Here is a 12,632-nt window from a genome sequence, read left to right as displayed (position 1 = left end):
GCATATCGCTGCCAATGATTGAAGCAGAGAAGAAAAAAGGTGGAGAGTCGATCTGTAAGCCGGGTTCTGTCTTGAACAGTCATTCGTCTACGATGGCCATCACTGGACATCTTTAGCAACCTACCCGGTCCCAGCGCGGGCCACGCCTTGGGACCCTATTTGGTCTTGCTCCAAGTGGGGTTTACCTAGCCACGAACTGTTGCCAGACGTGCGGTGCGCTCTTACCGCACCTTTTCACCCTTACCGGCGCCGAAGCGCTTAGGCGGTTATTTTCTGTGGCACTTTCCGTAGGCTCACGCCTCCCAGGCATTACCTGGCACTTCGCCCTATGGAGCCCGGACTTTCCTCCCCCCCCTAATTTTCATAGAGGGCAGCGACTGTCCGATCGACTCTCCGCCGCGAAGGTTAACGGCAGAGCGGCCGAAGAACAAGCTCTAAAAGCCTCTGGCCGGCGCTGCGCGTCGCTTTTTTACTCGCCCTTCTGCTTATCCAGCGCAACCTGATAGAGCACATTCTTGCGCTCGCCAGTAATTTGCGCCGCCAATGCCGCCGCACGCTTGAGCGGCATTTCTTCAAGCAGCAGATTGAGAATACGCATGGCTTCGCTGCTGACAGCGTCCTCAGTCTCGGGAGCAGACCAGCCAGCGACCAGCACTACGCACTCGCCGCGCTGCTGGTTGCTGTCCGATTCGACGAACTCGCGCAACTCGGCCAGCGGCAAGCCTTTAAGGGTTTCGAAGGTCTTGGTCAGCTCGCGCGCCAGCAATGCCGGACGATCGGCGCCGAATACCAGCTCCATGTCTTGCAGGCATTCAAGGATGCGGTGTGGAGCCTCATAAAAAATCAGCGTGCGCGGCTCTTCTTTTATCAGTTCCAGGCGAGCGCGCCGGCCGACAGCCTTGGCCGGTAGAAACCCTTCGAAGATGAAACGGTCCGATGGCAACCCCGCCGCCGAGAGCGCCGCAATCAATGCACAGGCCCCCGGAACCGGCACCACATTGATCCCAGCGGCACGGGCCTGACGCACCAGGTGATAACCCGGATCGGAAATCAGCGGCGTCCCGGCATCGGAGATCAATGCCACATCGTCGCCAGCGAGCAAGCGAGTGATAAAGCGGCTGCCTTCATCCCGTTCATTGTGTTCATGGCAGGCCGCCAGCGGCGTGGGGATGCCGAAGTGCTGCATCAATCGCTGGGAATGGCGAGTGTCTTCGGCAGCAATCAACGAAACCTCGCGCAGGATCTTCAGCGCACGCGCACTGATGTCGTCCAGGTTGCCGATGGGCGTCGCCACCACATAAAGCGAGCCAGCAGCGGAATTCAAAGCACCTGGAGCAGTCAAAGCGCACACCTCATGATCGGTAAAAGCCGCCATTGTAGCGCGTAGCGACATTCGCGATACCTGCAAGCAACCCTCGGTTTTCCAGCCTTTTGTGCAGTGCCGCAACATTTGCACGAGCTAAATTGATCGATTCACGCCAGTAACATCGCGCCCCGGCCAGCGCTTGGGTACAATTCCACGCTTATTTGATCGAGTATCAGGAACACTTACATGATCGCTTGCCTGCGGCTGTTCTCTGCCCTCTGCCTCGCTGCCTTGCTGGCGGCTTGCGCCAGCTCGCCCTCCTCCAGCCTTGGCGAACTTCCACGGACCCCGGATGCCAGTGTCGAGCAACTGCTCGAACAGGCCACTCAAAGTAAAACGCCGGACAAGGCAGCCTTGCTGCGCTTGAGCGCGGCAGACCTGGCTTATCGTCAGGGCAATGCCGGCCAATCCGCGCAAATCCTGCAACAAGTACCGATGGAACAACTCAAGCCTGGCCAACAGGTCTTCGCCAGCACCCTGGCGGCTGAATTGGCCATGGTGCGCAATCAGCCCAAAGCGGCGCTGACGGCCCTGAGCCATCCGAGCCTGCAACGCCTGGGTGAACTGCCGGTCGAGCAACAGGTTCGCACTGGCACCGTCCATGCCCGCGCCCTTGAGGCTGACGGCCAGACCCTGGCCGCCGCACGGGAGCGCATCTTCATCGCCCCCATGCTGAGCGATCAAGCCGCGAGCAAAAACCACGAAGCCATCTGGACCCTGATCGCTTCACTGCCGACCGATCAATTGCAACCGACCACCGACGACGACCTCGGCGGCTGGTTGAGCCTGGCCCGGGCAGTGAAAACAGCCGGCACCCTGGAACAGCAGCAAGCCGCGATCGACAACTGGCGCGCGAACAATCCAAAGCACCCGGCCGCCATCCAGCTGCCGCTGCCATTGACCAAACTCAAGGATCTGGCCAGCCAGCCCCTGAGCAAAATCGCCGTGCTGCTGCCTCAAGCAGATGGCCCGCTGGCGGCTGCCAGCAAGGCACTGCGTGAAGGTATCGTGGCTGCTCACTACCAGGCGCAACAAGCCGGGCAGAATCCGCCAGCCATCGTATTTTATGACAGCTCGATAATGACCACTGTGCCGCCGCGGATGTCGCTGGACGAGTTCTATCGCAAGGCCCAGGCCGACGGCGTGCAATTGGTGATCGGCCCGCTGGAAAAACCGCTGGTCAAGCAGCTCAGCGCTCGCCCGCAACTGCCGATCACCACCCTGGCGCTGAACTACAGCGAAGGCGAACAAGGTCCGGCCCAGCTGTTCCAATTCGGCCTTGCCGCTGAAGACGAAGCCCGCGAAGTGTCCCGTCGTGCGCGCGCCGATGGCCTGCATCGCGCCGCCATCATGGTGCCGAAAGGCGAATGGGGTGACCGCGTACTCAGAGCATTCAGCCAGGATTGGCAAGCCAACGGCGGCAGCATTGTCGCGACCGAGCGCGTCGACCAACCGGTGCAACTGGCCCAGCAAATTGCCGACATGTTCCAGCTGCGTCAGAGCGAAGGCCGCGCCAAGAGCCTGCAAAACACCGTTGGCTCGCAGGTAGCCGCCCAGCCTTCGCGTCGTCAGGACATCGAGTTCATCTTCCTGGCCGCGACGCCGCAACAGGCTCAACAGATCAAACCGACCCTGAACTTCCAGTACGCGGGTGACGTGCCGGTTTACGCCACCTCTCACGTATTCAGCGCCAGCGGCGACCAGAACCAGTACAACGACATGAACGGTATTCGCTTCTGCGAAACCCCATGGCTGCTGGATGCCAACGACCCGCTGCGCAAACAGGTCACCGCACAATGGCCACAAGCCGCTGGCAGCCTGGGCCGCCTATACGCGATGGGCGTTGACGCCTATCGCCTGGCACCACGCCTGGGGCAACTCAAGGCCTTGCCGGACAGCCGCATCGAAGGTCAATCGGGCAGCCTGGGCATGACTCAGAATCAACGGGTCGTGCGTCAGTTGCCATGGGCAGAGTTCGTCAACGGTCAGGTTCAACGCCTGCCGGACACCTCGCACTGATGCCCGACAGGTCACGCCAGCAAAGCGGTAAGGATGCCGAGCGCCATGCGCTCGAGCATCTTCAGCAACAAGGTCTGCGCCTGCTGGCGCAGAACTGGTTATGTAAACGCGGCGAGCTTGATCTGGTCATGCTTGATGGCGATACAGTAGTATTCGTCGAAGTCCGCTACAGAAAAAACACCCAATGGGGTGGCGCGCTCGATAGCATCGATGAGCGCAAACGGCAGAAACTGATTTTCGCCGCGCAGTATTTTCTTCAGCGCGAGTCGCGTTGGGCCAATTCCCCTTGCCGCTTCGACGTGGTTGCCATCGACAGCAACCTTGATCAGTTGAACTGGTTGCAGAATGCCTTCGACAGCTGATCGCTTGCGCCCCGAACCGGACACCTTCACCCAACACTTTTGCTCTTTGCTTTGCGGGCTGCACATTCATGTGCCGAGTAGCCGCGCTAATTAAGGTCACACAGATGGACATGCAATCGCGAATTCGCCAGCTTTTTCAGGCCAGTATCGACACCAAGCAACAGGCGATGGACGTACTTGCACCGCACATCGAGCAAGCCAGCCAGGTCATGGTCAACGCCCTGCTCAACGAGGGCAAAATGCTGTCCTGCGGCAACGGCGGTTCCGCCGGTGACGCACAGCACTTCTCGTCCGAACTGCTCAACCGCTTCGAGCGCGAGCGCCCGAGCCTGCCGGCCATCGCGCTGACCACCGACAGCTCGACGATCACCTCGATCGCCAACGACTACAGCTACAACGAAATCTTCTCCAAACAGATCCGCGCCCTCGGTCAACCGGGTGACGTATTGCTGGCCATTTCCACCAGCGGCAACTCGGCGAACATTATTCAAGCGATCCAGGCCGCACATGATCGTGAAATGATTGTCGTAGCATTGACGGGTCGTGATGGCGGCGGCATGGCGTCACTGCTTTTGCCGGAGGACGTCGAGATTCGCGTACCGGCCAACGTCACTGCACGTATTCAGGAAGTCCACCTGCTGGCGATCCATTGCCTTTGCGATCTGATCGACAGCCAACTGTTCGGGAGTGAAGAATGACCCCTAATCGCCTAGGCCTTCTGGCCTTGACCCTGTGCCTCGGCATCAGCGGCTGCACATCAGTGGTTAACGCCAGCCGTGAAGCGCCGATCGAAGATGACCGCGGTACGCGCACCTTCGGCAGCAAGATCGACGACTCTCTGATCGACACCAAGGTCGGCGTGAACATCGCCAAGGCCGATCCGGCCCTGGACAACGATTCGCACATCGTCGTCACCAGCTTCAACGGTGTTGTGTTGCTCGCCGGGCAAACCCCGCGCGCCGACCTCAAGGCCAAGGCCGAACAGGTCGCCGCCTCCGTTCAGCGCGTGAAGAAGGTGCATAACGAACTGCAAGTGCTGCAGCCCTCCTCGCTGCTGGCGCGCCAGAACGACACCTGGCTGACCACCAAGATCAAGACCCAGATGCTCACCGATCCATCCATCCCGGGCTCGCGCATCAAGGTTGTGACCGAAAACGGCATCGTTTATCTGCTCGGCCTGCTGACCAAGCAGGAAGCGGCGCAGGCGACCAATCTGGTGCAAGGCGTATCCGGCGTGCAGAAGATTGTGAAGTTGTTCGAATACATCGACTGACACACACACTCTGTAGGAGCTGCCGCAGGCTGCAATTTTTTGACTTTGCTTTTCAAGATCAAGAGATCGCAGCCTTCGGCAGCTCCTACGTAATAAAAAAGGCGATCCTTGCGGATCGCCTTTTTTATTACTTCACCACTTTCAAACTGGGTCGACCGCTGGGACGCGGCGGCTCGCTGTCGGGTGGCGGGATATCATCATCCGGCTCGATCTCTTCCTCGTCGTCCAGAGGCGATTCCATATCGAACACCATGCCTTGGCCGTTCTCCCGAGCGTAAATACCCAGGATCGACGCGATAGGCACGTACAGGGTATGCGGCACGCCACCGAAGCGCCCTTCGAAACTGACCGCCTCGTTATCCATGTGCAAATGACGCACGGCAGCCGGGGATACGTTCAGGACTATCTGCCCGTCACTGGCAAAACCCTGAGGCACCTGCACCGACGGATACTCGGAATTGACCAGCATGTGCGGGGTGCAATCGTTGTCCACAATCCACTCGTAGAGCGCGCGGACCAGATAAGGTCGACTGGAGTTCATAGCGGCTCCTTAAGCCTTAGCGCATATCGCGTTCGACACCAGACAGACTCGCCTGGAAAGCCTCACGCGCAAACGAGCGCTCCATGTAATCAAGCAGCGGCTTGGCAGGCCGCGGCAGTTCTATACCCAAAATCGGCAATCGCCAGAGTATTGGTAATAGGCAGCAATCCACCAGACTTTGTTCCTCACTAAGGAAAAACGGCTTGTCGGCGAATAACGGCGACACGCCTGTCAGGCTTTCGCGCAGCTCTTTACGAGCTACCACGCGGGCTGCTTCCTTGGTCCGCGAATCCAGAATCAGATCCACCAGGCCACACCAGTCACGCTGAATGCGATGAATCAGCAGACGACTGTTGGCACGCGCCACGGGATAAACCGGCAGCAGTGGCGGATGCGGGTAACGCTCATCCAGATATTCCATCACCACGGTCGACTCCCACAACGCCAGGTCACGATCGACCAGGGTGGGCAGGCTTCCGTAAGGGTTCACTTCAATCAGTTTAGGCGGCTGACGACCAGCCTCCACGTAAATGATCTCGGCGCTGACACCCTTCTCTGCAAGTACGATGCGCACTCGGTGGGAATAGTGGTCGGCGGGGTCGGAGTAACAGGCCAACCGATTGGTCACGCCCATGGCGGTCCTCCTCGCTTGTTGAAATTATCGGAAACGGAAAAACACGCGCGCCCAGAGGGCGCCTCCCGTAACGCCTGGATCACCAGACTCGTTACACCTTCAGAGACGCCCCTGGGCGCGCGCGATTAACAGCAATGGCTTACAACGTTATCAATGGACGTCTTTCCAGTATTCACGCTTGAGCAAGTAAGCGAATACGAAGAAGAACGCCAGGTACAGCAACACATAGGTACCGATGCGCTGATGCTGCAGCTTCACCGGGTTGGCCGAGTAGGCCAGGAAAGTCACCAGATTCTTGACCTTCTCGTCGAACTGCTCTTCGGTCAGCGTACCGGTTTTCGGCAATACAGTCAGCTGATCGCAGGCTTCATGAGTCAAAGCGGTACCGGTCAGCGGATCGAATTGCTTCTTGCCGCCTTCGACGATTTGAACCTGTTTACAGCCTACCACCTGACGACCCTGCAAGCCGACCAGAACGTTAGGCATGCCGACGTTCGGGAACACCTTGTTGTTCACGCCCCATGGACGCGACGGGTCTTCATAGAACGAACGCAGGTAGCCATAGAGCCAGTCGGTGCCACGAACGCGAGCCACCAGTGTCAGGTCGGGTGGCGCTGCACCAAACCAGGTCTTGGCGTCAGCCGGCTGCATGCCGATGCTCATGTGGTCGCCGATCTTGGCGCCAGTGAACACCAGCTTCTCGAGCATCAGCTCGTGAGGAATGCCCAGGTCATCGGCGACACGCTCGTAACGCTGGAACTTGGCACTGTGGCAGCCCATGCAATAGTTGGCGAACGTACGTGCGCCATCCTGCATGGCAGCCTTGTCGGAAACGTCGATGTCGACTTTTTCCAGCTCGGGACCACCATGTTCAGCCGCGAAGGACAGTGCTGGCAGAGCAGCAAGAATCAGTACAGCAAATAGTTTTTTCATCAGCCAGTCACCCTTTCCGGAACCGGTTTGGTCTTCTCGAGCCTGGTGTAGAACGGCATCAGAATGAAGTAGGCGAAGTACAGGAAGGTACATACCTGCGACAGCAACGTACGTTCCGGGGTAGGTGCCATGACACCCAGCCAGCCAAGAATCACGAAGGAGATGCAGAATACCCAGAGCCAGATCTTGCTCAGCCAGCCCTTGTAGCGCATGGACTTGACCGGGCTACGGTCAAGCCAGGGCAGGACGAACAGCAACGCAATCGAAGCACCCATGGCAACAACACCCAGGAGCTTGTCCGGAACTGCCCGCAGAATCGCGTAGAACGGCGTGAAGTACCAGACCGGAGCGATGTGCTCAGGGGTCTTGAAAGCGTTCGCCACTTCAAAGTTCGGTTTCTCGAGGAAGTAGCCGCCCATTTCCGGGAAGAAGAACACGATCGCGCAGAAGATGAACAGGAACACCACCACGCCGACGATATCTTTCACGGTGTAGTACGGATGGAAGGCAATGCCGTCCAGCGGTACGCCGTTTTCGTCTTTGTGTTTCTTGATGTCCACGCCGTCCGGGTTGTTCGAACCCACTTCGTGCAACGCCAGAATGTGCAGCACCACCAGGCCGAGGATCACGATCGGCAAGGCAACCACATGCAAGGCGAAGAAACGGTTCAGGGTAATACCGGAAATCAGGTAGTCACCACGGATCCACTGGGTCAGGTCGTTACCGATGACCGGGATCGCACCGAACAGCGAGATGATCACCTGGGCACCCCAGTAGGACATCTGGCCCCACGGCAGCAGGTAACCCATGAAGGCTTCAGCCATCAGCGCCAGGTAGATCAGCATGCCGAACACCCACACCAGCTCACGCGGTTTCTGGTACGAACCGTAGAGCAGGCCACGGAACATGTGCAGATAAACCACGATGAAGAACGCTGAAGCGCCAGTGGAGTGCAGCAGACGCAGGATCGAGCCGTACTCGACGTCGCGCATGATGTATTCGACGGAAGCGAATGCTTCTTCCGCCGACGGGGTGTAGCTCATGGTCAGCCAGACACCGGTAACGATCTGGTTGACCAGAACGAGCAGCGCCAGGGAGCCAAAGAAATAGAAGAAGTTGAAGTTCTTCGGGGCGTAATACTTGCTGAGATGGTCTTCCCACATTTTGGTCGCGGGGAAGCGCGCATCAACCCAATCCATGAACTTGCTCATCACGCTTTCTCCGTATCGACGCCAACGACAATGATGTCATCGGTCTCATAGGAATGCGGGGGAACTGGCAGGTTCAAAGGCGCGGGTTGCGACTTGTAGACGCGGCCAGCCAAATCGTAGTGGGAACCGTGGCAAGGGCAGAAGTAGCCCCCGACCCAATCCTTGCCCAGATCGGCAGGTGCCACTTCCGGACGGAAGGTCGGTGAACACCCCAGGTGAGTGCAGATACCGATCAGCAGCAGGACTTCTGGCTTGATCGAACGCGTCTGCGGGTCGACATAGGTCGGTTGCGTCGAGTTCTTGGAGGCGGGGTCAGACAGCTGGCCCTCAATCTTTTTCAGATTCCCCAGGATTTCCTCGGTACGGCGGACGATGAACACCGGCTGACCGCGCCACTCAGCAATCATTTGCTGGCCTGGCTCGATTTTGCTGACATTCACTTTCACCGGTGCACCTGCGGCTTTCGCCTTGGCACTGGGAAACCATGACCCCACGAACGGGACCGCAGCCCCCACCGCTCCTGCAGCACCCACCACGGATGTGGCTGCTACCAAGAAGCGACGCCGGCCTGCATTCACGCCGTCATTGCTCATTCAGTCCTCTCCCATCAGCTTTGTGGCCTGTTAAATCAGGCGTCTACTAAGTAAAAATCTGAACTTATAAAAATTTTGCCGAATGGTAATGAAAAGCCCCAATTCTGACAAGGTAATTACCGAAGGGCTCCACTGCCAAGCCTTGTAGTATAGGGCCTCTGCGGATGTGGCAAGTTGTCACAGCGCAATTCGTTGATAAATAGCGCCCATAAAAAAACGCCCAGCTTCGCAAGGAAACTGGGCGTTCTTTTTGAACGTGAAAGCGAATTAACGCTTCGAGTACTGCGGACGCTTACGCGCTTTACGCAGACCGACTTTCTTACGTTCAACTTCACGAGCATCGCGGGTTACGAAGCCAGCTTTGCGCAGAGCAGAGCGCAGAGTTTCGTCGTAATCCATCAGAGCGCGAGTGATACCGTGGCGGATTGCGCCAGCTTGACCACTTACACCACCGCCGATCACGGTGACGTAGATGTCGAACTTCTCGACAGTCTCAGTCAATTCCAGCGGCTGACGAACTACCATGCGGGCAGTTTCGCGGCCGAAGAAATTATCCAGCGAACGGTTGTTGATGGAGATGTTACCAGTGCCCGGACGCAGGAAAACGCGTGCGGTTGCAGTCTTGCGACGGCCAGTGCCGTAATTTTGAGTCGCCGACATAATGAACTATTCCGTTAAAACTTCAGTTCTTGGGGCTGCTGAGCAGTATGAGGGTGAGCAGCGCCCGCATAGACTTTCAGCTTACGATACATGTCGCGACCCAGCGGGTTCTTAGGCAGCATGCCTTTGACCGCGGTCTCGATCACGCGCTCAGGGGCTTTAGCGATCAGCTTTTCGAAGTTGATCGACTTGATGCCGCCCGGGAAACCGGAGTGGGAGTAGTACATTTTGTCAGTGGTTTTAGCGCCAGTAACACGTACTTGCTCAGCGTTGATTACGACGATGTAGTCGCCGGTGTCAACGTGAGGAGTGTACTCAGCCTTGTGCTTGCCACGCAGACGGCTCGCGATTTCAGTGGCCAGACGACCCAGGGTCTGACCAGCAGCGTCGACGACAAACCAGTCGCGCTTTACTGTTTCCGGTTTAGCAGTAAAAGTTTTCATTCTTTATAGCCTCAGGGGCCGCCCTGTAAATTAGACGGCGGATCTTACTGAATAGTGCGTACTTTGACAAGTCAAAGGCAGCCGGATACAGACGCTTTCGGGGGCTCGGGTCGGCGCGTCCGTTCAACGGCAAGATTCTTCGGCGGCGGCGCATCACTTCCACTGCAGAAAGAGGTGCGCAATTATGCAGATTGCGAAAAATATTTCAACCTGCTTTTATGATTGTTTTGCCCAAGGAGCACCCGATGGACTATCGCCAGCTAGGCCGTACCGATCTGAACGTGAGCGCCATCTGCCTCGGCACCATGACCTGGGGCGAGCAAAACAGTGAGGCTGAAGCCTTCGCCCAGATCGAACGCGCCAAGGGCGCCGGGGTCAATTTCATCGACACCGCCGAGATGTACCCGGTGCCGCCCAAGGCCGACACCTACGCCACCACCGAGCGCTACATCGGCAACTACTTCAAAAGTCGCGGCGATCGCGCCGACTGGATCCTGGCGAGCAAGATCGCCGGCCCCGGCAACACCATCGATTACATTCGCGACAAAAACCTGCGGCACAACCGCCAACACATCCGCGAAGCCGTGGACGCCAGCCTCAAGCGCCTGCAAACCGACTACATCGACCTGTATCAGTTGCACTGGCCGGAACGCAGCACCAATTTCTTCGGTCAGCTCGGCTACAAGCACAAGATCGAAGCCAATCTGACGCCACTGGAGGACACCCTCGAAGCGCTGGACGAGCAGGTCAAGGCCGGCAAGATCCGCCACATCGGCCTGTCCAACGAAACCCCGTGGGGCACCATGCGCTTCCTTGCCCTCGCCGAAGCCCGTGGCTGGCCCCGCGCGGTATCCATCCAGAACCCCTACAACCTGCTCAATCGCAGCTTCGAAGTCGGCCTGGCGGAAATTGCCATCCGCGAACAGTGCGGCTTGCTGGCCTACTCGCCACTGGCGTTCGGCTTTCTGTCGGGCAAGTACGAAGGTGGCGCGCGTCCGCCCAAAGGTCGCCTGAGCCTCTACAGCCGCTTCAGCCGCTATTTCAACCCGCAGTCGGAAGCGGCGTGCAGCCGTTACGTGGCACTGGCCCGTCAACACGGTCTGGACCCGGCGCAGATGGCGCTGGCGTTCGTCACACAACAGCCATTCGTAACCAGCAACATCATTGGCGCCACGACGCTTGAGCAACTGGACAGCAACATTGCCAGCATCGATTTGAAGCTGTCGGATGAAGTGCTGGCAGGCATTGAGGCGATTCACCAGGATCAGCCGAACCCGGCACCGTAACTTACGTCGACGATCGTTCCCACGCAGAGCATGGGAACGATCACGCTGCATTACAGCGACCGCGCAATAATCTCCTTCATGATTTCATTGGTCCCGGCATAAATCCGCTGCACCCGCGCATCCGCCCATGCCCGGGCGATCGGGTATTCCCACATGAATCCGTAACCGCCATGCAACTGCACGCATTCGTCGAGCACCTTGCATTGCAGGTCCGTGCCCCAGTACTTGGCCATCGCCGCCGTCGGCACGTCGAGCTTGCCTTGCAGATGCAGTTCCAGGCAGCGATCGACGAAAACCCGGCCGATCTGGATCTCGGTCGCCATTTCAGCGAGCTTGAAGCGGGTGTTCTGGAAGTCGGCGATGGCCTTGCCGAAAGCCTTGCGTTCACGGGTGTAATCCAGCGTCCACTGCAGCGCCGCTTCGGCTGACGCCAAGCCTCCCACCGCGACCGTCAAGCGCTCCTGCGGTAATTCCTGCATCAGGTAAGCGAAGCCCATCCCCGCTTGGCCCAACAGGTTTTCCTTGGGCACCCGAACGTCCTGGAAGAACAGCTCCGAGGTGTCTTGAGCCTTCATGCCGACCTTTTCCAGGCGCTTGCCCTTGGCGAAACCCGGCGTGTTGGCCTCCACCAGAAACAGACTGGTGCCCTTCGCCCCCGCCTTCGGATCAGTCTTGGCCACGACGATCACCAGGTCAGCCAGAAAGCCGTTGGTGATGAAAGTCTTCGAACCGTTGATCACGTATTCGTCGCCCTCCAGCACCGCGGTAGTCTTCACCCCCTGCAGGTCGGAGCCAGCACCCGGCTCGGTCATGGCGATCGCAGTGACCATCTCGCCAGACACCAGCTTGGGCAGGTATTTGTGTTTCAGCGCCTCACTGCCGTAATGCAGGATATAAGGCGCAACAATGTCCGAATGAAGAGAAAATCCGATCCCGGTCAGCCCCAGACGACCGACTTCCTCGATCACCACTGCGCTATAGAGAAAGTCTGCCCCCAGCCCGCCGTATTCTTCCGGCAGATGCGAACAGAGCATCCCCGCCTCCCCCGCCTTGTTCCAGAGATTGCGGTCGATATAGCCTTGTTTTTCCCATTGCCCATGGAACGGCACGGCCTCTTTTTCGAGGAACGTTCGCACGCTGTCGCGAAAAAGCTCGTGCTCGGGGCTGAACAAGGTTCTGGGGATCATGCGTCACCTGTCGTTATTGTCAGACGGAATTGATCTTCAGAGACTAAGCCTCGCTTCCGATACAGGACACTGGACACATCCGACAAAAAATAAGACGATCCAGCCGTCTGGTGACCACTTTCCC

14 protein-coding genes and 1 other RNA gene are annotated in these 12,632 nt (G+C 58.2%); 5 read left to right on the top strand and 10 right to left on the bottom strand.

Annotation, left to right across the window (positions count from 1 at the left end):
* Positions 1–39: 39 nt before the first annotated feature.
* Both rnpB and rsmI read right to left on the bottom strand, forming a co-directional pair.
* An RNA gene (gene rnpB / locus ACEN9A_RS03995) (RNase P RNA component class A) lies at positions 40–393 on the bottom strand.
* A 76-nt stretch (positions 394–469) separates the two neighbouring features.
* The gene (rsmI, locus tag ACEN9A_RS03990) at positions 470–1,375 is read right to left on the bottom strand and encodes a 16S rRNA (cytidine(1402)-2'-O)-methyltransferase (RefSeq protein ID WP_018930125.1); all 906 of its coding nucleotides are present in this window, start codon (positions 1,373–1,375) and stop codon (positions 470–472) included.
* 177 nt (positions 1,376–1,552) lie between these two features.
* Between rsmI and ACEN9A_RS03985 the strand changes: the two genes are divergently transcribed.
* From ACEN9A_RS03985 to ACEN9A_RS03970, 4 genes are all read left to right on the top strand, one after another.
* Entirely contained in the window at positions 1,553–3,385 is a 1,833-nt protein-coding gene (locus ACEN9A_RS03985) for a penicillin-binding protein activator (protein ID WP_258672394.1), read from the top strand.
* A complete protein-coding gene (locus ACEN9A_RS03980) occupies positions 3,385–3,747 on the top strand; it encodes a YraN family protein (protein ID WP_019582357.1) in 363 nt (120 codons plus the stop codon). The genes ACEN9A_RS03985 and ACEN9A_RS03980 overlap by 1 nt, the downstream gene beginning before the upstream one ends.
* A gap of 104 nt (positions 3,748–3,851) precedes the next feature.
* Positions 3,852–4,445 (top strand): phosphoheptose isomerase, encoded by a 594-nt coding sequence (locus tag ACEN9A_RS03975; protein ID WP_007904374.1) that lies wholly within the window; start codon positions 3,852–3,854, stop codon positions 4,443–4,445.
* Positions 4,442–5,020, top strand: coding sequence for a BON domain-containing protein (locus ACEN9A_RS03970; RefSeq protein WP_258672393.1), 579 nt, complete (start codon positions 4,442–4,444; stop codon positions 5,018–5,020). The genes ACEN9A_RS03975 and ACEN9A_RS03970 overlap by 4 nt, the downstream gene beginning before the upstream one ends.
* Before the next feature lie 127 nt (positions 5,021–5,147).
* Here the strand turns inward: ACEN9A_RS03970 and ACEN9A_RS03965 are convergent, their stop codons facing one another.
* The 7 genes from ACEN9A_RS03965 to rplM all read right to left on the bottom strand — a co-directional run bounded on the left by ACEN9A_RS03965 (position 5,148) and on the right by rplM (position 10,035).
* A complete protein-coding gene (locus ACEN9A_RS03965; RefSeq protein ID WP_007939829.1) occupies positions 5,148–5,561 on the bottom strand; it encodes a ClpXP protease specificity-enhancing factor in 414 nt (137 codons plus the stop codon).
* 16 nt (positions 5,562–5,577) lie between these two features.
* Positions 5,578–6,195, bottom strand: coding sequence for a glutathione S-transferase N-terminal domain-containing protein (locus ACEN9A_RS03960; RefSeq protein WP_007905304.1), 618 nt, complete (start codon positions 6,193–6,195; stop codon positions 5,578–5,580).
* Between the two features lie 150 nt (positions 6,196–6,345).
* Positions 6,346–7,128, bottom strand: a complete 783-nt coding sequence (locus ACEN9A_RS03955; RefSeq protein ID WP_258672392.1) for a cytochrome c1 — start codon at positions 7,126–7,128, stop codon at positions 6,346–6,348.
* Complete coding sequence (locus ACEN9A_RS03950; protein ID WP_018930119.1) at positions 7,128–8,339, bottom strand: cytochrome b; 1,212 nt, start codon at positions 8,337–8,339, stop codon at positions 7,128–7,130. Before ACEN9A_RS03950 ends, ACEN9A_RS03955 begins: the two co-directional genes overlap by 1 nt.
* Entirely contained in the window at positions 8,339–8,932 is a 594-nt protein-coding gene (petA, locus tag ACEN9A_RS03945; protein ID WP_007939825.1) for a ubiquinol-cytochrome c reductase iron-sulfur subunit, read from the bottom strand. Before petA ends, ACEN9A_RS03950 begins: the two co-directional genes overlap by 1 nt.
* 267 nt (positions 8,933–9,199) lie before the next feature.
* Positions 9,200–9,592 (bottom strand): 30S ribosomal protein S9, encoded by a 393-nt coding sequence (rpsI, locus tag ACEN9A_RS03940; RefSeq protein ID WP_003228056.1) that lies wholly within the window; start codon positions 9,590–9,592, stop codon positions 9,200–9,202.
* Between the two features lie 14 nt (positions 9,593–9,606).
* Positions 9,607–10,035 (bottom strand): 50S ribosomal protein L13, encoded by a 429-nt coding sequence (gene rplM / locus ACEN9A_RS03935; protein WP_007939824.1) that lies wholly within the window; start codon positions 10,033–10,035, stop codon positions 9,607–9,609.
* A 245-nt stretch (positions 10,036–10,280) separates the two neighbouring features.
* Between rplM and ACEN9A_RS03930 the strand changes: the two genes are divergently transcribed.
* Positions 10,281–11,321 carry an NADP(H)-dependent aldo-keto reductase gene (locus ACEN9A_RS03930; RefSeq protein WP_258672391.1) on the top strand — a complete coding sequence of 347 codons (1,041 nt, stop codon included), beginning with the start codon at positions 10,281–10,283 and terminating at the stop codon, positions 11,319–11,321.
* Positions 11,322–11,371: 50 nt separating this feature from the next.
* On the opposite strand, the gene ACEN9A_RS03925 is transcribed toward ACEN9A_RS03930, so the two are convergent.
* Positions 11,372–12,508, bottom strand: a complete 1,137-nt coding sequence (locus tag ACEN9A_RS03925) for an acyl-CoA dehydrogenase family protein (protein WP_018930117.1) — start codon at positions 12,506–12,508, stop codon at positions 11,372–11,374.
* Positions 12,509–12,632: the final 124 nt, after the last annotated feature.

The organism is Pseudomonas sp. Pseusp18 (assembly GCF_059506005.1).
The sequence above is the reverse complement of the archived record's forward strand: the minus strand, read 5'-3'. Positions and strand labels throughout refer to the sequence as shown.

Bases quoted from the DNA above. Each gene is read 5' to 3' on its own strand.
- rsmI (WP_018930125.1), bottom strand. From the start codon at position 1,375: ATGGCGGCTTTTACCGATCATGAGGTGTGCGCTTTGACTGCTCCAGGT.
- ACEN9A_RS03985 (WP_258672394.1), top strand. From the start codon at position 1,553: ATGATCGCTTGCCTGCGGCTGTTCTCTGCCCTCTGCCTCGCTGCCTTG.
- ACEN9A_RS03980 (WP_019582357.1), top strand. From the start codon at position 3,385: ATGCCCGACAGGTCACGCCAGCAAAGCGGTAAGGATGCCGAGCGCCAT.
- ACEN9A_RS03975 (WP_007904374.1), top strand. From the start codon at position 3,852: ATGGACATGCAATCGCGAATTCGCCAGCTTTTTCAGGCCAGTATCGAC.
- ACEN9A_RS03970 (WP_258672393.1), top strand. From the start codon at position 4,442: ATGACCCCTAATCGCCTAGGCCTTCTGGCCTTGACCCTGTGCCTCGGC.
- ACEN9A_RS03965 (WP_007939829.1), bottom strand. From the start codon at position 5,561: ATGAACTCCAGTCGACCTTATCTGGTCCGCGCGCTCTACGAGTGGATT.
- ACEN9A_RS03960 (WP_007905304.1), bottom strand. From the start codon at position 6,195: ATGGGCGTGACCAATCGGTTGGCCTGTTACTCCGACCCCGCCGACCAC.
- ACEN9A_RS03955 (WP_258672392.1), bottom strand. From the start codon at position 7,128: ATGAAAAAACTATTTGCTGTACTGATTCTTGCTGCTCTGCCAGCACTG.
- ACEN9A_RS03950 (WP_018930119.1), bottom strand. From the start codon at position 8,339: ATGAGCAAGTTCATGGATTGGGTTGATGCGCGCTTCCCCGCGACCAAA.
- petA (WP_007939825.1), bottom strand. From the start codon at position 8,932: ATGAGCAATGACGGCGTGAATGCAGGCCGGCGTCGCTTCTTGGTAGCA.
- rpsI (WP_003228056.1), bottom strand. From the start codon at position 9,592: ATGTCGGCGACTCAAAATTACGGCACTGGCCGTCGCAAGACTGCAACC.
- rplM (WP_007939824.1), bottom strand. From the start codon at position 10,035: ATGAAAACTTTTACTGCTAAACCGGAAACAGTAAAGCGCGACTGGTTT.
- ACEN9A_RS03930 (WP_258672391.1), top strand. From the start codon at position 10,281: ATGGACTATCGCCAGCTAGGCCGTACCGATCTGAACGTGAGCGCCATC.
- ACEN9A_RS03925 (WP_018930117.1), bottom strand. From the start codon at position 12,508: ATGATCCCCAGAACCTTGTTCAGCCCCGAGCACGAGCTTTTTCGCGAC.